Source organism: Pelomonas cellulosilytica (genome assembly GCF_021353265.1).
In the GTDB taxonomy this organism is placed as follows: domain Bacteria; phylum Pseudomonadota; class Gammaproteobacteria; order Burkholderiales; family Burkholderiaceae_C; genus Pelomonas; species Pelomonas cellulosilytica.
Genome location: NZ_JAJTWU010000003.1, coordinates 755,992 through 774,496, shown reverse-complemented (window position 1 = coordinate 774,496; position 18,505 = coordinate 755,992). Strand labels below are relative to the sequence as shown.

Annotated in this window: 13 protein-coding genes; 10 read left to right on the top strand and 3 right to left on the bottom strand. The window is 68.4% G+C overall.

Annotated features, from left to right (window positions below):
* Positions 1-104: 104 nt before the first annotated feature.
* Genes mpl through thiD form a run of 3 tightly spaced genes read right to left on the bottom strand, consistent with a single transcriptional unit; the run spans position 105 to position 3,755 of the window.
* Positions 105-1,472 (bottom strand): UDP-N-acetylmuramate:L-alanyl-gamma-D-glutamyl-meso-diaminopimelate ligase, encoded by a 1,368-nt coding sequence (gene mpl / locus LXT13_RS11010; protein ID WP_233371960.1) that lies wholly within the window; start codon positions 1,470-1,472, stop codon positions 105-107.
* Positions 1,473-1,504: 32 nt separating this feature from the next.
* Positions 1,505-2,791 (bottom strand): glutamate-1-semialdehyde 2,1-aminomutase, encoded by a 1,287-nt coding sequence (hemL, locus tag LXT13_RS11005; protein ID WP_233371959.1) that lies wholly within the window; start codon positions 2,789-2,791, stop codon positions 1,505-1,507.
* A 22-nt stretch (positions 2,792-2,813) separates the two neighbouring features.
* On the bottom strand, positions 2,814-3,755 hold the full coding sequence (thiD, locus tag LXT13_RS11000) for a bifunctional hydroxymethylpyrimidine kinase/phosphomethylpyrimidine kinase (protein WP_233371958.1): 942 nt from the start codon (positions 3,753-3,755) through the stop codon (positions 2,814-2,816).
* Positions 3,756-3,935: 180 nt separating this feature from the next.
* Here thiD and LXT13_RS10995 point away from each other — a divergent pair, with 180 nt between their 5' ends.
* The 10 genes from LXT13_RS10995 to LXT13_RS10950 all read left to right on the top strand — a co-directional run bounded on the left by LXT13_RS10995 (position 3,936) and on the right by LXT13_RS10950 (position 18,290).
* Positions 3,936-4,088 carry a rubredoxin gene (locus LXT13_RS10995; protein ID WP_255719422.1) on the top strand — a complete coding sequence of 51 codons (153 nt, stop codon included), beginning with the start codon at positions 3,936-3,938 and terminating at the stop codon, positions 4,086-4,088.
* A 48-nt stretch (positions 4,089-4,136) separates the two neighbouring features.
* Positions 4,137-4,526 (top strand): response regulator, encoded by a 390-nt coding sequence (locus LXT13_RS10990; RefSeq protein WP_233371956.1) that lies wholly within the window; start codon positions 4,137-4,139, stop codon positions 4,524-4,526.
* Between the two features lie 23 nt (positions 4,527-4,549).
* Complete coding sequence (locus tag LXT13_RS10985) at positions 4,550-4,915, top strand: response regulator transcription factor (RefSeq protein ID WP_255719364.1); 366 nt, start codon at positions 4,550-4,552, stop codon at positions 4,913-4,915.
* 8 nt (positions 4,916-4,923) lie between these two features.
* A complete protein-coding gene (locus LXT13_RS10980) occupies positions 4,924-5,457 on the top strand; it encodes a chemotaxis protein CheW (RefSeq protein ID WP_233371955.1) in 534 nt (177 codons plus the stop codon).
* Between the two features lie 69 nt (positions 5,458-5,526).
* The gene (locus LXT13_RS10975) at positions 5,527-7,908 is read left to right on the top strand and encodes a methyl-accepting chemotaxis protein (protein ID WP_233371954.1); all 2,382 of its coding nucleotides are present in this window, start codon (positions 5,527-5,529) and stop codon (positions 7,906-7,908) included.
* Positions 7,909-7,919: 11 nt separating this feature from the next.
* Positions 7,920-14,105: a hybrid sensor histidine kinase/response regulator gene (locus tag LXT13_RS10970; RefSeq protein WP_233371953.1), complete on the top strand. Its 6,186-nt coding sequence runs from the start codon at positions 7,920-7,922 to the stop codon at positions 14,103-14,105.
* Positions 14,106-14,112: 7 nt separating this feature from the next.
* Positions 14,113-15,150 carry a GGDEF domain-containing protein gene (locus LXT13_RS10965; protein WP_233371952.1) on the top strand — a complete coding sequence of 346 codons (1,038 nt, stop codon included), beginning with the start codon at positions 14,113-14,115 and terminating at the stop codon, positions 15,148-15,150.
* A gap of 161 nt (positions 15,151-15,311) precedes the next feature.
* Positions 15,312-16,709, top strand: a complete 1,398-nt coding sequence (locus tag LXT13_RS10960) for a CHASE3 domain-containing protein (RefSeq protein ID WP_233371951.1) — start codon at positions 15,312-15,314, stop codon at positions 16,707-16,709.
* Positions 16,706-17,341 carry a response regulator gene (locus LXT13_RS10955; protein ID WP_233371950.1) on the top strand — a complete coding sequence of 212 codons (636 nt, stop codon included), beginning with the start codon at positions 16,706-16,708 and terminating at the stop codon, positions 17,339-17,341. Before LXT13_RS10960 ends, LXT13_RS10955 begins: the two co-directional genes overlap by 4 nt.
* A gap of 109 nt (positions 17,342-17,450) precedes the next feature.
* The gene (locus LXT13_RS10950) at positions 17,451-18,290 is read left to right on the top strand and encodes a response regulator (RefSeq protein WP_233371949.1); all 840 of its coding nucleotides are present in this window, start codon (positions 17,451-17,453) and stop codon (positions 18,288-18,290) included.
* Positions 18,291-18,505: the final 215 nt, after the last annotated feature.

Here is an 18,505-nt window from a genome sequence, read left to right as displayed (position 1 = left end):
CGGTCATGGGCGTTATCTCGTCTTGCCGGCGCTCGCGTTTGCGGAGCGGCAGAGCTGCCCGGCCAGCCGCCTGGATGGTGCGTCGCGAATGCCGCCCTCGGAGCTCAGGCCCGGGCGGGCAAGGCTTGCAGCAGCTTGTCGTGAATGCCGCCAAAGCCGCCGTTGCTCATGCACAGCAGGTGGTCGCCTGGCTTGGCCGCCTTGACGACGGCGGCCACGAGATCGTCGACATTGGCGCCAACGATGGCCTGTGCACCCATCGGCGCCAGCGCCTCCTTGGCATCCCAGCTCAAGCCCTGCTGGTTGCAGAACGCCAGGTCCGCCTCCTCCAGGGCCCATGGCAGCTGCGCCTTCATCGTGCCGAGCTTCATCGTGTTGGAGCGGGGTTCGAAGATGGCCAGGATGCGCTCAGCCGGCGCGATGCGGCGCCGTAGGCCGTTGATGGTCGTGCGAATGGCCGTCGGGTGGTGGGCGAAGTCGTCGTAGACCTTGATGCCGCGCACCTCGCCGCGCAACTCCATGCGCCGTCGCACGTTCTGAAATTCGGCCAGCGCTGCGGCCGACTGTTCGGGTGAGACGCCGACATGTTCGGCTGCCGCGATGGCGGCCAGCGCGTTGAGCTGGTTGTGCTCGCCGATCAGCCCCCATTCGACGCGGGCCACCTTCAAGCTGCCGCGCAGCACGTCGAAGGCCTGCGGCTCGCCGCGGGCGCGCAGCATGCCGGCTTCTTCCTTCTTCGCGCCGAAGCGCTGCACCTCGCTCCAGCAGCCGCGCGCGATGACGCGCTGTAGCGCCTCCTCGCGCGCATTAACGACCAGACGGCCGCTGGCGGGCACGGTGCGCACTAGGTGGTGAAACTGGGTCTCGATGGCGGCGAGATCCGGGAAGATGTCGGCGTGATCGTGCTCGAGGTTGTTGAGCACCGCCGTGCGCGGCCGGTAATGCACGAACTTGCTGCGCTTGTCGAAGAAGGCGGTGTCGTACTCGTCTGCCTCGATGACGAACGGCTGGCCCTCGCCGAGTCGCGCCGACACGCCGAAGTTCTGCGGCACGCCGCCGACGAGGAAGCCGGGCTGGTGCCCGGCGTGCGCCAGGATCCACGCGAGCATGGAGGTCGTCGTCGTCTTGCCGTGCGTGCCGGCGACCGCCAGCACGTGACGGCCCTGCAGCACATGCTCGGCCAGCCATTGCGGACCGGACACGTAGGGCAGGCCGGCGTCGAGGATGGCCTCCATCAGCGGGAAGCGCTCGCCGCGCGTGACGACGTTGCCGATGACGAAGACATCGGGCTTGAACTCCAGCTGTTCGGCGCCGAAGCCCTCGATCAGCTCGATGCCCAGTGCCTCGAGCTGTGTGCTCATCGGCGGGTAGACATTGGCGTCGCAGCCGGTCACGCGGTGGCCGGCCTCGCGGGCCAGCGCGGCCAGACCGCCCATGAAGGTGCCGCAGATGCCGAGGATGTGAAGATGCATGGCTTGTCAGGCCGCCAGGCGGCCCCCCAGGGTCAACGCAAGGCCTGGCGGGCGGCGTCCAGCGTGGCGGCGATGTCGGCCTCGCTGTGCGCCGCCGACACGAAGCCGGCCTCGTACAGCGCCGGAGCAAGATAGATGCCGGCCTCCAGCATCGCGTGGAAGAAGCGGTTGAAGCGCTCCTTGTCCGTGGTCATCACGGTCGTGTAGTTCTGCGGCAGCTCGGGCAGCAGGAAGAAGCCGAACATGCCGCCCTGGCAGTCGGCGCTGAACGGCACGCCGTTCTCGGCGGCCACCGCCTTCAGGCCATCGACCAGTTGCCGCGTCTTGGCCGACAACGCATCGAAGAAGCCGGGTTTCTGGATCTCGCGCAGCGTCGCCAACCCGCATGCCGTGGCCACCGGGTTGCCGGACAGCGTACCGGCCTGGTAGACGCCGCCGAGAGGCGCCAGGTGCTGCATGACTTCGCGCTTGGCGCCGAAGGCGGCCAGCGGCATGCCGCCGCCGATGACCTTGCCGAAGACTGAGATGTCGGGCGCGAAGCCGGGGATCAGCGTCGCGTAATGCGACTGTGCGGAGCCGAGGGCGACACGGAAGCCCGTCATCACTTCGTCCAGCACCAGCAGCGCCCCATGCTGCGTGCAAAGCCGGCGCATTGCCGTCATGAACGGCACCGAAGCGCGCACAAAGTTCATGTTGCCGGCGATGGGCTCGACGATGACGCAGGCCAGTTGGGCCCCGTGCTCGGCGAACGCCGCTTCCAGCTGCTCGACGTTGTTGTATTCCAGAACGACCGTATCCGCCGCAGCACCCGGTGTGACGCCGGCGCTGGTCGGGTGGCCAAAGGTGGCCAGGCCCGAGCCTGCCTTCACGAGCAGCGCATCGGTGTGACCGTGATAGCAGCCCTCGAACTTGATGAACTTGGGCCGGCCCGTGGCGCCGCGCGCCAGGCGGATGGCGCTCATCGTCGCCTCGGTGCCGGAGCTGACGAGGCGCACCTGGTCCATGCTGGGGACCAGCTTCAAGATCTCCTCGGCCAGTTCGATCTCGCGCTCCGTCGGCGCGCCGAACGAGAAGCCCTCGGTGGCGGCCTTCGTGACGGCCTCAAGAACGGCGGGGTGTCCGTGGCCCAGGATCATCGGGCCCCAGGAGCCGATGTAGTCGATGTAGCGCCGCCCCTCGGCGTCGAAGATGTACGCGCCGTCGCCACGGGCGATGAAGCGTGGCGTGCCGCCGACGGCGCGAAAAGCGCGCACGGGGGAGTTCACACCGCCGGGAATGACACGCGCGGCGCGTTCGAACAGCTCGGAATTGCTAGCCATGGAAACAAGTGCAATCAAAAGTTCAGTGCATGCGGCGCGGCGTCTTGGGCGGCAGCTCGGGTTCGGGTTCGTCGAAGGCGGGCTCGCTGCCCTCTTCATCGGCCGGCGGTAGCGCCCAGAAGAAGCGGTCTGGCACGACGTTGCCCATGCCGGGGCGGAAGCCCGCGTCCAGCGACTGGTCGAGGAAGGACAGCGCTTCGCTGACCGCCGAGTGCAGTTCGGCGCCGACCGACAGCAGCGCCGCCAGCGCCGCGGACAAGGTGTCGCCCGCGCCGACGAAGGCCGTCTCGAAGCGCTCGAACTTCTCGCCGGCGATGGGTCCTTGTGCGTTGGCCAGCACGTTGTCGACGAACTGGTTGGGCAGCTGGATGCCGGTCACCAACACGTGTTGCGCGCCGGACTGCGCGGCGGCGACGGCCAGCTCTCGCGCCGATGGGGCACGCTCGCTGTCCCAGTCGGGCAGCAGGAAGTCCGTCAGCGTCTTGTGGTTGCCCACGAGCACGGCCGTCTGCGGCAGCACCAGCTCACGCAGGGCGTCGAGGTACTGCTGCTGCTCGTCCTCGTCGATCCAGGCGACCGACGGCAGGTAGGTCACCAGCGGCACATCTGGGTAGTCGCTCAGCACTTCGGCGACGGCGCTGACGCCCTCCGCGTTGCCGAGGAAGCCGACCTTCCAGGCCGTGATGGGCACGTCCTCCAGGATGTGCCGTGCCTGCTCGGCGAGCGTGTCCGGGTCGAGGTTCTCGTGCTCGAAGACTTCGGCGGTGTCGCGCAGCACCACGGCGGTGACGACGGGCAGGCAGTGCGCACCCATCGCCGCGATGGTGGCGATGTCGCCCGCCAGGCCGCCTGCGCCCGTCGCATCGCTGGCATTGAAGCTCAGCACGCAGGCTGGCGGCGGGCTGTCCAGCTCGTCCTGAGGCTCGTCGACCTCGGGGTCAGGGGGGAGGGAAGTTGGGCTCATGGGGAAGTCGTGGCGGTCGCGGCCGAAGAGCTGCCGTAAAGCGTGGAGTCTGCCGCTAAAAGGGCGTTTCCGACGCCCAAAGCACAGGCGTTTGCCCTCAGCATTGCGCTCTCGGGCCCTGGCTAGAATGAATCGATTGTAGTGAGCACTTTAAGCAACGTGAGCGAACCCAGCACCTGGATGTGCCTGATCTGCGGATGGATCTATGACGAAGCTGCGGGCGATCCCGACCACGGCATCGCCCCTGGCACGAAATGGGAAGACGTGGACATGAATTGGACCTGCCCCGATTGCGGCGCACGCAAAGAGGACTTCGAGATGGTGCGCATCTGAAGCGCCTGACCGGCCAAGACCCGAGCTGAAGTTCCTAGGAGACATGGTTTGAGCGAGCAAGTTTCCAGTACAGGACGAACGCGTGTCCTCGTCATCGACGATAGCAACACCATTCGCCGCAGCGCCGAGATCTTCCTGAAGCAGGGCGGGCATGAGGTGGCCCTCGCCGAGGACGGTTTTGATGCGCTCTCCAAGCTGGGGGACTTCCAACCCGATCTGGTGTTTTGCGACATCCTGATGCCGCGGCTCGACGGCTACCAGACCTGCGCCATCATCAAGCGCAACCCGGAGTTCTCCGGCGTGCCGGTCATCATGCTGTCCTCCAAGGATGGGCTGTTCGACAAGGCGCGCGGGCGCATGGTGGGTTCGCAGGACTACTTGACCAAACCTTTCACCAAGGATCAGTTGCTTCAAGCGGTGCTACAGCACCGGCCGTAAGAAGTCCTGAAAGAGAGACAGCCATGAGCATCCAAAACATCCTGCTTGTCGACGACTCGAAGACCGAACTGCATGCCCTCTCGGAGATGCTGATCAAGCGCGGCTACAACGTGCGCACGGCCGAGAACGGCGAAGAGGCGATGAAGCGCCTGGCCGAAGCCAAGCCCGACCTGATCCTGATGGACGTCGTGATGCCCGGCCAGAACGGCTTCCAGCTGACCCGCGCGATCACGCGCGACGAGCGTTTCGTCGGCGTGCCCGTCATCATGTGCACGAGCAAGGGTCAGGAAACCGACCGCGTGTGGGGCATGCGCCAGGGCGCCAGCGACTACGTCGTGAAGCCCGTCAAGGCGGAAGAGCTGCTCGCCAAGATCAAAGCACTGGGCTGACCCGCGCCATGTCGAACAAGACCGCCCTCCGTGAGCTCCAGCAGCGCCTGGCCGAGCGCATGCAGGTGGCTCGCGAGACCACGCTGATCGCCAAGTGGCTGGCCGTGGAATGCGCGGGCGTGGGCCTGCTGTTCTCGTTGAAGCAGGCCAACGAAATCTTCGCGCCGGTGCCGATCAAGCCGGTGCCCTACGCCAAGCCCTGGCTGGCCGGCGTGGCCAATCTTCGCGGCGGCCTGTTCACTGTCGTCGACATGTCGGTGTATCTGGGGCTGCGGGAGTCTGCGGCACCTGGACGTGCCGTGTCGCCACAGGCGCGGCTGGTCTCGCTGAGCAGCGAGCTGAACCTGAATTGCGCGCTGCTGGTGGATCGGCTGGCGGGGTTGCGAAGCGACGAACAAGTGCCGCTTGCGGCCGAGCAGCCCACCGGCGTGCGCCCGCGATTCGCCGGCACGCTGCGTCGAGACGAGGCCGGCCGCACTTGGCAAGAAATCAATCTCGAAGCGTTGTCGAGGCAGGAAAACTTCCTGCACATCGTCGCGTAAACCGTATTTCCCGGCCGCACAGTCTGCGCTGGCGCGCGGGCACCACAAACACTGAAGGACGAGGGTGAGATGAGCCTGCTGGACAAGATCAGGGGAAAGTCCGAAACCGATGACCTGCCGCTGGCAGTTCCCGAGGCGGCCGACACGACATTCGACTCTCAGAGCGCAGGCTTCGACGGCACGCGCCCGGCCGACTCCACGCTCGTCGGCGCCGAGATGCCACGTACCGAGGCTTTCGCGCGCATGGATGTGCCGACGGCTTCGGCTGCGCCGGCGTCCATCATCTCGCAGGCTGTGCCCACGGAGCCCGGCCCCAACAGCGAGTTCCCGCCGAGCTCGATGAACTTCGCGCAGACGACGCAGTTCTCCGACCCCACGCAGGCGTCACAGCCCACCACCGGTGCCGAGCGCATCGCCAACATCTTCGGTCGTCACAGCCAGCGCGTGCTGACGGGCCTGGTTGCGCTGGGCCTGGTCGGTACCGCCGTCTCGGTCAGTCTCGTGCTGGTCAGCTCCAGTCGCAGCGCCGCGCAGGTGCGTGCCGCCGGTCAGGCCTTGATGCACTCGCAGCGCATGGCCAAGTCGGTGTCCGCCGCGTTGGTGGGCAATCCGGCCGCGTTCGGAGAACTGCGCGAGTCGGTGGGGACGCTCGGCGATGTCGTCACCAACCTGCGCACCGGTGAGGGTACGCTGGCCGTCGCACCGGCCGCCGTGCAGCCGACGCTGGAAGTGCTGAAGCCGCTGGTCGAGCGTGCCGAGAAGAACGGCAAGATCGTCCAGTCGCAGGAAAAGATCCTGACGCAGGTCGGTTCCGCGCTGCGCGCGATCAACCGACAGTCCAGCGATCTGCTGGAGTCCGCCGAAGCCGTGTCGTCCCAGGCACTGCAGATCAACGCGTCCGCCGGTGAGGTGTCCGCAGTGGGTCAATTGGTGATGCTGACGCAGCGTATCGGCAAGAGCGCCAACGAGTTCCTGACGCAGGAAGGCGTGAGCCCCGAGGCGGTGTTCCTGCTGGGCAAGGACTTGAACTCCTTCAAGCTCATCACCGAGGCGCTGATCAACGGCAGCCCGGAACTGCGTCTGAATGCGGCCAAAGACCCGCAGATGAAGGAACGGCTGCAGACGCTGCTCAAGCAGTACGAGCAGACGCGTACGCAGGCCTCTGCCATTCTGAGCAACCTGCAGGGCCTGGTGTCTGCGCGTGAGGCGCAGACGGCCATCCTCAACGACTCGGAACCGCTGCGCAAGAACCTGGAAGAAGCAGCCGCCCAGCTCGAAAAATCGGGTGGCGCGGGCATTGGCCTCATCCTCTTCATGCTGGTGTCGCTGGCTGCGCTGGTCGGCGGTGCGGTCGGCTTCCTGCGCCTGTACCTGGCTGACCAGTCCCGCCGTGCGGAACTCGCCGAGGCGGAGAAGCAACGCGCCGAGGCCGAGGAGGCCGAGGCCAAGCGCGTCAACGACGCGAACCAGGCGGCCATTTTGCGGCTGATGAACGAACTGGCCACGGTCGCTGAAGGTGACCTGACGCAACAGGCGACGGTGACGGAAGACATCACCGGCGCGATCGCCGACTCCGTGAACTACACGGTGGAAGAGCTGCGCAACCTGGTCGGCCAGGTGCAGGCCACGGCAGCCCGCGTGACGGACACGACCGGCGCGGTGGACCAGACGTCCACCGACCTGCTGGCCGCTTCGAAGGAACAGCTGCACGAGATCCGCGCGACCGGCGAGGCCGTGCTGGGCATGGCGAACCGCATTACCGAGGTGTCCGCGCAAGCGCAGACGACCGCCGAGGTGGCGCGCCGCAGCCGGGAAGCCGCCGAGCAAGGTCTGGCCGCGATGCAGAACAACATCGCCGGTATGAACGCGATCCGCGACTCAATTCAAGAGACGTCCAAGCGCATCAAGCGGCTGGGCGAGTCGTCTCAGGAAATCGGTGAGATCACGGAACTGATCTCGGACATTACCGAACAGACGAACGTGCTGGCCTTGAACGCTGCCATCCAGGCGGCGTCCGCCGGCGAAGCGGGCCGCGGCTTCTCGGTCGTTGCGGAAGAAGTTCAGCGCCTGGCGGAACGCTCCGGCGACGCGACGCGCCGAATTGCCGCGCTCGTGAAGACCATTCAGACCGACACCCACGACGCCGTGGCCGCCATGGAGCGCTCGACGCGCGGTGTGGTGGAAGGTACGCAGCTGTCCGACGCGGCCGGTAAGGCGCTGGAAGACATCGACGCGGTGTCCCGCCAGCTGGACCAGCTGATCGTGCGCATCTCGTCGCAAGCCCAGCAGGAAGCCGCCCACGCCAACGAAGTGGCCTCCAACATTCAGCACATCTTCGCCGTGACCGAGCAGACGTCCGAGGGCACGCGCTCCACCGCACAGATGGTGCATGAGCTGTCCCGTTCCGCTGAGGCGCTGCGCGCTTCCGTGTCCCGATTCAAGGTCGCCTGACGAGCGCACGCATGGACGCCGCCCTGCGAGATCCCGAACTTCCTGCCGACCTCAGTCCACTCGCCTGGGTGCAGGAGGAGTTGCGCCGCTCGCTGGAGTCGGTGCACAAGACGCTGCGCCGCCTCGTGCGGGACGGCAATGACAACCGCGTCGCCGCGCTTGGCGTCGATGCCCAGCCCAGCGTCCCGCTGCAGCAGGCCGCTGCCCAGCTGCACCAGGTCAGCGGTGTGCTGTCCGTCGTCGGTCTGCCGGCCGGCGCCGCCGTGCTGCGCGCGGCCGAGACGGCGGTCGCCCGTCTCGCCGAGCATCCACTGGAAGTGGAAGGCAGCGTCGTCGACACCATCGAGCGCGCCGACTTTGCGTTGCTGGCCTATGTGGCCCGGCTGCTGGCCGGCAACAAGACGTCGACGCTGGCGCTGTACCCGAGCTATCGCGACCTGCAGCAGCTCAACCGCGCCGAGCGCATCCATCCGGCCGACCTGTGGTCCTACGACTGGGCCTGGCGCAACATCCCGCTCGAAGAGGGCGTGACGCCGCGCTCGGCGGAGGCCGTGCGCGCACCTTTCGAGGCCGCGCTGCTGCGCCAGATGCGCGAGCCCAACACCGGGCACGCAGCCAATCTGTCGGGCCTGTGCGCCGGTCTCGCCGCGACGCTGCCGAACGGCCAGGGCCGCACGCTGTGGCAGCTGGCTGCCGCCGTTTTCGAAGGCTTGGCGCTGAAGCTGCTCCGCCCGGATGCCTACACGAAGCGGTTGGGCTCCAAGCTGTTGCACGAGCTCCGGATCGTCGGCCGCACCGGCCAGGACGATCCCCAGCGTGACCGTCTCGCGCAGGACCTGCTGTTCTTCTGCGCGCAATGCCGTCCGGCCCAGGGCGCCGGCCCGCGCTTGCAGGCCGTGCATGAGGCTTATCGCCTGAGTGATGAACTCATCGGCGACTACGAGGACGCCAGTCTCGGCAGCATCGACCCGGCCTGGGTGACTCAGGCCAAGCGGCGCGTGGTGTCGGCCAAAGAGAGCTGGTCCAGCGCTGCCGAAGGCGACCAGCACCGCCTGGCCAGCCTGGACGAGCAGTTCGCCGCGCTGGCTGAATCCCTGACCCGCCTGTTCCCGAGCGGCGAAGTCCTGGCACAGACGCTGCAGCGCGCCGTCGTGGCGACGCTGCGCTCGCGCAGCACGCCGCCGCCTGAGCTGGCGATGGAAGTCGCCACCAGCCTGCTCTATGTCGAGGCTGCCCTCGAGGACGAGGCCTTCGACCGCCCCGAGCAGGCCGATCGCGTGCGCCGTCTGGCGCGCCGTGTCGATGCCGTCGGGCATGGCCAGCCGGCCGAGCCGCTGGAAGACTGGATGGAGGACTTGTACCGGCGTGTGTCGGACCGGCAGACGTTGGGTAGCGTCGTGCACGAGCTGCGTGCCAGCCTGTCCGAGATCGAGCGCCAGTGCGACGAGTACTTCCGCAACCCGGTCGAGCGCAAGGTGCTGATCCCCGTGCCGGGCCAGTTGCAGGCCATGCGCGGCGTGCTCAGCGTGCTGGGCTTGGATCAGGCCGCGCATGCCACCGTTCGCATGCGCGACGAGATCGACGGCCTCGCCAACACCGAGATCGACTTCAACCGTCCCGGTGCGCGGGACAGCTTCGAGCGCCTGGCCACCAACCTGGGCGCTTTGGGCTTCCTCATCGATATGTTGAGCGTGCAGCCGGCCCTGGCCAAGCGCATGTTCCGTTTCGACGAGACCAGCGGCCGGCTGGAGGCCGTCATGGGTCGCCATGATGGCGCCGTCGAACTGCCCGACTTCGAAGCCAGCGGCTTCCATGTCGATCTCGAACCCGAAATCGAAACCTCGCTCGACGTGGAAGCGACGCAGCCGCTGCGCGTCGACATCGCCTCGCTGGACTTGCCCGACCTCAGCCTGCCCGACCTCGATCTGTCCGAGCCCGCTCCTGCGCCGGCAGCCACGCCCGCGCCCACGCCGGCCCCTGTGCCCGTCGCAGCGCCCGTTGCCGCGCCGAGCGTCGACGACGATCCGGAGATGCGCGACATCTTCCTGGAAGAGGCCGAGGAAGTCATCGGCAACGCGCGGGCCGCGCTGGAAGCGCTGCAGGAGTCGCCCGCCGACCACGGCCAGCTCACCATCGTGCGCCGGGCCTTCCACACGCTCAAGGGCAGCGCCCGCATGGTCGGCCTGACCGACTTCGGCGAGGGGGCCTGGGCCTGCGAGCAGCTGTACAACGCCCGTCTCGCCGACGCCCATCCGCAGGCTGACGCCGCATTGCAAGGCTTCACGGCCGAAGCGCTGGACTACTTCGCGCAGTGGCGCGAGCAGATCGCCGGCCAGGCGCCGGGCACCAGCTCGCCGGAACCGCTGCGCCGCAGCGCCGACGCGTTGCGCCTGAATGGCGAGCGCCTGCCGCTCACCGCTGCCGTACCCGAGGAGCCGCCCGCGGCCGACCTGGTGCTGGACGAGATCGCCATGCCCGAGGTGGAGGTCATCGAGTTCGCCGACACGGAAGTGCCGCTGCCGGAGTCGATCGACATGGCCGCGCTGGAGCCCGAGGTGGCGCCCGCCGTCCAGGACTTCGTGCCGGATATCGCCGCTGCCCCGGCGGCCCACTTCGACGACGAACCGACGCTCAAACTCGACGCGCCCGCAGAGCCGGAGGTGCACGCCGCGCCGGCGCCGCTGCCGGACGTTCACGAGGAAGAGACCCTGGCGAACTTCCGCCTGGAGCTCGACCTCGACGAACCCCTCGAAACGCCGCCCGAGCTGCCGCTCGTGGGCGAGCTGCCGCAGCGCCCCGAGGAAACGACGCTAGCCATCCCGGCGCTGGAGCCGGCCGAGCCGCTGTGGACGGCCGAACCCGTGGCCGAGCCGACGCCGGAACCCGTCTTCGAGCCAGCTGCCGAGGCCCAACCGGCGCTGCACCTCGTCGAAACGACACCGGAAGAGTCGCTGTCCGACAGCGACGAGGGCTACAAGCTCATCGGTCCGCTGCGCATCAGCATCGCGCTGTTCAACATCTTCCTCAATGAGGCCGACGAGCTGTCGCGCAAGCTGTCGATGGGTCTGGCCGAATGGTCTGCCGACCTGAGCCAGCCGATGCCGCAGAGCTGCGAGGTGCAGGCTCACGCGCTGGCCGGCAATGCCGGTACCGTGGGCTACGAAGACCTGTCCAGCCTCGCCCGCGAGCTGGAGCATGCGCTGGGCCGCGCGCGCCGTGCCGTCCGCCACGATGAAGCCGATGCGCAGCTCTTCGTGCGTGCCGCCGACGACATCCGTCATCTGCTGCATCAGTTCGCCGCTGGTTTCCTGAAGCCGAACGACCCGGACGTCATCGCCCGCCTGCACGCCTACGAGCCGCAGGAAGAGTCCGAGACTGCCGCATCGGCGTTGGACGAAGCGTTGGCGCTGCCCGGCGACCTGCCGTCGCTGGACCTGGATGCGCTGCCGCAGGATGCCGAAGTGACGGTCGCCGCACCGTTGGTGGACGCCGAAGGCCCGATCACGGAGCCGGCGCCGCTGGATGATGTCGAGCCGGCAGCCGCCGAGCTTGCCGCGCCGGTCATCGCGACCGACGCAATCGAGCTCGACGCGCGCGATGTGCCCGAATTCGATGCGCAGCCGACCCAACTGGCCGACTGGGCGGAGCCCGCGCCCGCTATCGCCGCATCGGCGCCCGAGCCTGAGCCCGAGCTTCTGACGCCTGCCGCTCCCGAGCCGCAACCGGAGCTTGCTGCCTCGCCGGCAGCGCTCATGGCCGCGGCAGCCGAGACAGAGCCCGAAGCCGGCCTGCCGGACGCCATCGAACCCGAGCTGTACCCGATCTTCGAGGAAGAAGGTCGCGACCTGCTGCAGCAACTGCATGCGTCGCTGCGCGACTGGCTGGCCGAGCCCACCGACATGGGCCGCTCGGATGCCTGCATGCGTGCGCTGCACACCTTCAAGGGCGGCGCCCGCCTGGCTGGCGCCATGCGCCTGGGTGAGCAGGCCCACAATCTGGAATCGGCCATCGAGGCGTTGCTGCATGCCGGCACGGCCGACGTCGGCCAGGTCCAGGCGCTGCAGAACGAAGGCGATGCGCTGGAACAGGCGTTCGAGGCCCTGGGCCGCAGCCTGAAGGCGCCCGCGCCGGCGGCCAGCGTCTCTGCGCCGACGCCCACGGCTGCCCCGGTGGCCGCAGCTCCGGCACCCGTGCCGGTCGCCGAGCCCCGTCCGGAGCCGCTGGCCCGCTTCGCCGGCATTGCGCCCGCGGCCAACGAGGCGACGACCGAGCCGTCGCGCGAGATCGACTGGAGCCGCTTCGTCGACGACGCCGAGGTGGAAGCCGGGGCGGAGAACCTCGCCATCGGCCAGGCGCTGGTCCGCGTGCGTGGCAGCCTGCTTGAGCGCATGGCCACGCAGGCCGGCGAGGTCAGCATCCGCCGCGCGCGGATGGAGTCCGAGCTGGCGCAGATGAAGGGCGCGCTGCTCGACCTGGACGACAACCTGGAGCGCCTGCGCACGCAACTGCGCGAGCTGGAGCTGCAGGCCGAGGCCCAGATGCACATCCAGCAGGAGATGGCGCAGCAGGGCGGCCGCGAGTTCGACCCGCTGGAGTTCGACCGTTACACCCGCTTCCAGGAACTGACCCGCATGCTGGCCGAGTCGGTCGGCGACGTGGCCACGTTGCAGCGCACCCTCAGCCGCAACGTGCAGACGGGAGAAGACGAACTGGCCGCGCAATCCCGGCTGACGCGCGAGCTGCAGGACGACCTGCTGCGCACCCGACTGGTCGACTTCGACAGCATCGGCGAGCGCATGCACCGCGTCGTGCGGCAGGCCGCCCGTGATGCCGGCAAGCAGGTGCGCCTGGAGATCGTCGGCGGGCAGACCGAACTGGACCGCTCCGTGCTGGAGCGGACGGCGGGCGCCTTCGAGCACTTGCTGCGCAACAGCGTGGCGCACGGCATCGAGATGCCGGACCTGCGCACGAGCGTTGGCAAGGATGCCGTCGGCACCCTGCGCATCGAAGTCAGCCAGCATGGCAACGAGGTGCTGCTGAACTTCTCCGACGATGGCGCCGGCCTGAACCTGGACCGCATCCGCGAGCGCGGCCTGCAGCTGGGTCTCATCGCACCGGACAGCCAGCCCGACGAGGCTCAGTTGCGCCGCCTGATCTTTGCGCCGGGCTTCTCGACGGCCAGCCAGATCACCGAGCTCAGCGGCCGTGGCATCGGCATGGACGTCGTGCGGGCCGAGGTCGGCACGCTGGGTGGCAGCATCGAAACCTCGTCGGCGACGGGGCAGGGCACCAGCTTCCTGCTGCGCCTGCCGCTGACCACGGCGCTGACGCAGATCGTGCTGCTCAAGAGCGGCGACCAGGTCGTCGCCGTGCCGGCGGCGCTGATGGAGTCCGTCCAGCGCGTGCCCGTGGAGGCGGTTGATGCTGCCTACGCGACCGGCAAGCTCCAGCATGGCGGCACCGAACTGCCGTTCTACTGGCTGGGCGGCCTGCTCGGCCACGCTGGCCGGGGCCATGCCCATGGCCGCCATGCGCCGGTGGTGTTGGTTCGCAGCGCCCAGGCAGCGCTGGCCTTGCATGTCGATGAAGTGGTCGGCAACCAGGAAGTCGTCGTCAAGAACCTCGGTGCGCAGCTGAACCGCGTGCCTGGCCTGGCCGGCATCAGCCTGCTGGCCTCGGGTGAAGTGGCGCTGATCTACAACGTCGTCGCGCTGGCGGACTGGTACGGTGCTGACGCCCGTGCTCGCCTGGCGATGGTGGAGGCCGAGTCCCACATGCCGACGCCTGTGGCGCCGGTGGTGGAGGAATCGACGCAGGCGCCGCTGGTGCTGGTTGTCGACGACTCGCTGACCGTGCGCCGCGTGACCCAGCGCCTGCTGGAGCGCGTGGGCCTGCGCGTGATGCTTGCCAAGGATGGCCTCGATGCGATGGAGAAGTTGTCGGGCGACGAGCTGCCTTCAGTGGTACTGTCCGATATCGAAATGCCACGCATGGACGGTTTCGACCTGGTGCGCAACATGCGCGCCGATTCGAGACTGGCCGGACTGCCCGTCATCATGATCACCTCGCGCATCGCCCAGAAGCACCGCGACTACGCCGCCCAGCTCGGGGTGGACCACTACCTTGGCAAGCCCTACGACGAAGAGCATCTGCTTGGGCTGATCCGCCAGTACGCCCGTCAGCCGGTCTCCGCCTAGGCGCCCCATGTCCCAGGTTGTCGACCACCTCGCCGAGCTGACCGGATTCCGGGATCGTGACGTCATGGACGTCACGCTGGTCATGGCGCTGCGTGACCTGCTGGAGCCCGAGTCCGTGGCCATCTACCGCACGGCAGGTGAACCGGGCCAGGAGCGCTGGCTGACGCGGGCGCACCTGCGTGCCGGCGACGCTGTCGCGTCGGCTGACCCGCTGTGGGCCAAGCCGGAGACGCTGCCATTGGTGGCATCCCATCCGCTGCGTCTGGAGGCCATGCGCAGCCGCAGCGTGACGCAGGTGGCGCAGGGCGGGCAGTGGCTCTACCTGTTCCCGATCGCGACGGACCGCGATGTCGTCGGCGTTATCGAGATCCTGTCGACCAAGCGCCTGGGCACGGGCTCGCAGCGCCTGGTCAGCAGCGTGCTGCGGATCTATCACAACTTCCAGGGCCTGCTCGACTATTCCGAGCGCGACACGCTGACCGGCCTGCTGAACCGCAAGACCTTCGACGAGAGTTTCCTGAAGGTGCTCTCCGAGATCCCGGCGCGGCCGGCGGCCCTGCACGAGGCCGATGACCGGCGGCACGACTCGTCGACGCCGCACTATGTGCTGGGCGTCATCGACATCGACCACTTCAAGTCCGTCAATGACCGCTTCGGTCACCTGATCGGGGATGAAGTGCTGCTGCTGCTGTCGCGGCTGATGCGCGGATCGTTCCGCTTCCACGACCTGCTCTACCGCTTCGGCGGCGAGGAGTTCGTCGTGCTGATGCGTTGTGACGAAGAGGCGCATGCCGGCGAAGCCTTCGAGCGGCTGCGCGTCAACACCGAGCGTTATGCCTTCCCGCAGGTGGGCCGTATCACCGTCAGCATCGGCTTCACCGAGGTGCGGGCCGGCGATGCGCCGGCCGCCGCCTTCGAGCGCGCCGACAAGGCCGTCTATCACGCGAAGGCGCACGGTCGCAACCAGGTGCACAACTACGCGGCACTGGTGGCCAGCGGCATCATCCAGGAAGCCGCTCAGCACAGCGACATCGAGCTGTTCTGACCGATTGCCGGGCTAACGCCCCGGTTCGACGAGTCCCTGCAAGCGGCCGACTTGCTTTTTCGGTTGAGCCACCATAGCCTAATCACCGCCGGACGAACGCGCTTCGAGACGATGTCGCCGGCAACCGGGTAAGGGTTCGGGGTCTTCGCTGTCATCAATGCATGCGCTATTCGTGGCTTCCACTGAGCCTTCTGATTGCCGCCTGCCTGAGCTTTGTGGGCACCGCGGTCGGCGCTTCGCAAAGCCTGGCCGAGCTGCTGCTGCGTGATGCCGAGCGCAGCCAGTCGCTGCGCACGCAGACCGACCTGCAGCGCCTGAAGACATTGCTGGTCGACATCGAGACGGGCCAGCGCGGCTTCATCATCACCGGACAGCAGCCCTTCCTGCGGCCCTACGAGGAGGCCATGAGCGAGCTCGGCGCGCTGCATGCGCGGCTGCGTGGGCAACTGGCCGCCACTGGCACGCCTGCTTCATCGCTGCTCAGGCTCGACCAGCTCGTGCAGATGCGCGTGGAGCAGGTGCGCCAGACGATCGCGCGCCGCACGGCGCTCGGCGAGGCCGTCATGCGCGACATCGGCGCCTATGCCGAGGGCAAGCGCGTGATGGACGACCTGCGCTTCGAGATCGACCAGCTCGGCCGCGAGCAGCAACGCCACATCGCCGCGGCCGATGCCGCCACCGAGGATGTGCAGCAGCGCACCACGCGGCTGACGCGGTTGCTGCCCGGCATCGGCTTGGTGATGGTGTCGGTGGCGTTGATGCTGATGTTCCGCGAGCGACGCCTGCGTGACCGCGCGGAAGTGGCGTTGCGCGAGGTCAATGCCGGGCTGGAGCAACAGGTGGCGCAGCGTACCGAGGCGTTGAGCCGGGCGCTGGACCGCATCCGCAGTTTTGCCAGTGAGCTCGATCGCAGTGTGGAAGCGGAGCGGCGTCGCCTGGCGCGGGAAGTGCATGACCAGATCGGTCAGGCCGGCACGGCGATGAAGATGCTCGTCACGTCACTGCGCCGCAACCTGCCCGTCAACGAGGCCTCGCAGCTCGACGAGCTGGTGACGCTGGCCGACGAGGCCATCCGGTCTGCCCGGCAGATCTCGGCGGAGCTGCGGCCGCCCTTGCTGGACGAGCTGGGTCTGGAGCCGGCGCTGTCGCATTACTTGCTGGCGCTGGAGCGGCAGTCGGGCGTGTCGACGGCGCTTGAACTGATCGACGCCGCGCGGCTGTCGGCGGATCAGGCCACGCCACTGTTCCGCATCGTGCAGGAGGCCTGTATCAACGTGCTGCGCCACGCGGGCGCAACGGCGCTGCAGGTGAAGGGGCGCCCCTGGGCCCACGCCGGCAAGCTGGGCTACGAGCTGGAGGTCATCGACAACGGCCGTGGTCCGGGCGGCATGCGGGTCGGCGCTTCCGGCCTGCGCGGCATGCGCGAACGCGCTGCGCTGGCGGGCGGTGACCTCGACTTCGAACCCGCCGAAGGGGGCGGCACGCGGGTGCGCGTGTGGTTGCCGTTGCAGACGTCCACGCCCGTGGCGACGCCTGTGCCGTCAGGGGGGGACGCATGAGGCTGCTCATCATCGACGACCATCCGCTGATGCGCATGGGCGTCATCCAGCTGGTCCGGCAGGAATGGCCGGAGGCCATCGTCGACGAGGCGTCCACGCTGGCCGAGGCATTGGCGCGCATCGCCGCGGCGAAGCCGGACCTCGTCACGTTGGACCTCTCACTGCCCGATGCGCAGGGCACCGAGGGCGCGAGCCGCCTGTTGCGGGTGCTGCCCGGCGTGCCGCTGCTGGTTCTGAGCCTGAATGCCGAGGCCGCCTATGCCGCGCGGCTGATGCAGATGGGCGCCAGCGGCTACCTGCCCAAGGATCGCGCGCCCGACGAACTGCGTGCCGCCTTGCGGCGCCTGGTCGACGGCGGACGCTACGTCACTGCCGAGATGGCCGATCACCTGCTGGGCCTGCTCAGCGGCAAGGCGCCGCAGGCGCTGCCGCACGAACAGCTGTCCACGCAGGAGCATCGTGTCATGCTGCTGATCGCCGCCGGCCAGACACCGGCGCAGATCGCCGAGACCATGCACCTGTCGGTCAAGACCGTCGGCAGCTACCGGGCTCGCATCCTCGAGAAGACCGGCTGGGCCAACAACACCGAGCTGACGAAGTACTGCGTGCAGCACGGGCTGACCGCGCTCTGATGTCCGGGCGTGTAGGCAACTCACCTACACGAATTGGCGGCGAATGCGCTGCGCTGCTAACGGCCAGACCCGCTGCCTTGCGGCCCCGCGGAGGCTGACGATGGTGGCCATGAACATATTCCTTGTCGAAGACTCCGTGGCCATCCGCCGCTTGCTGGTGCGCCGGCTGGAAGCCCTTCCCGGCATGCGCGTCGTCGGCGAGGCGGCCGGCGAGCGCCAGGCGTTTGCATTGATCCGCTGGGCCCGGCCCGATGCCGTGCTGGTGGACCTGTCGCTGTCCAGCGGCTCGGGGCTGAACCTCGTCGGCCGGCTGCGCACGGCGGGCTTTGCCGGGCGGATTGCCGTGCTGACCTCGCGCGACGCCGACGTGTACCGCAGTGCGTGCCTGGGTGCCGGTGCCGATGCCTTCTACGACAAGGCCAGCGAGCTGGACACCCTGTTTGACGAGCTTGGCGATCTCGCCGCGCACGACCCGGCAGTCTCCGAAGACCGTCCGGCAGCCCGCCTTCGGGATGGCCTGACGGGGCTGTTCAACGAGGCCGCGCTGCACGAGCGGCTCGACCAGGCGGCGCGCGCCGCCGGCCGCGATGGCGTGGACCTGGCCGTCTTCGTGCTGCGTGTGGAGGGCTTGTCGGCGTTGCCGCCCGACGTCGCCGATGCGCTCGCCTGCCAGGTGGCGCGCCGGCTGTGCGATGCCAGCGGCGAGGCCGACATCGTCGCCCGCAGCGCTGCGGACCGGTTCGCCGTCGTGCTGACGCGGCTGGCCCACGCCGAGCAGGCGGCCGCCCATGCGCGCAGCCTGGCCGCGTTGATGGCCGAGCCGTTCCGCCATGACGGCCGCGCTCATGCACTGAAGATGGAGATCGGCATGGCGCTGTTCCCCGCCGATGCCGTCGCGCCGCGGTCACTGCTGACGCTGGCCGAGGCATCCGCCTTCGGCGCCATGTGAAGCGCCGGAGCCCGCGCATGACGCCTTCGAGGTCTCCGTCACGCCTCGGCGCCGCCGCGGTCGTCTGCCGCTGACGAGGGCTCACGATGCCGCGCGTCGTCCGACTGCTGGCCCTGTGCCTGCTGCTGGTCGTCTGGTCTTACGCGGTCAGAGGCGCCGGTCCGGGGTCGATGGCCGACACCTGGGAGCAAGGCGGCAGAGTCGACGGCCGCGTA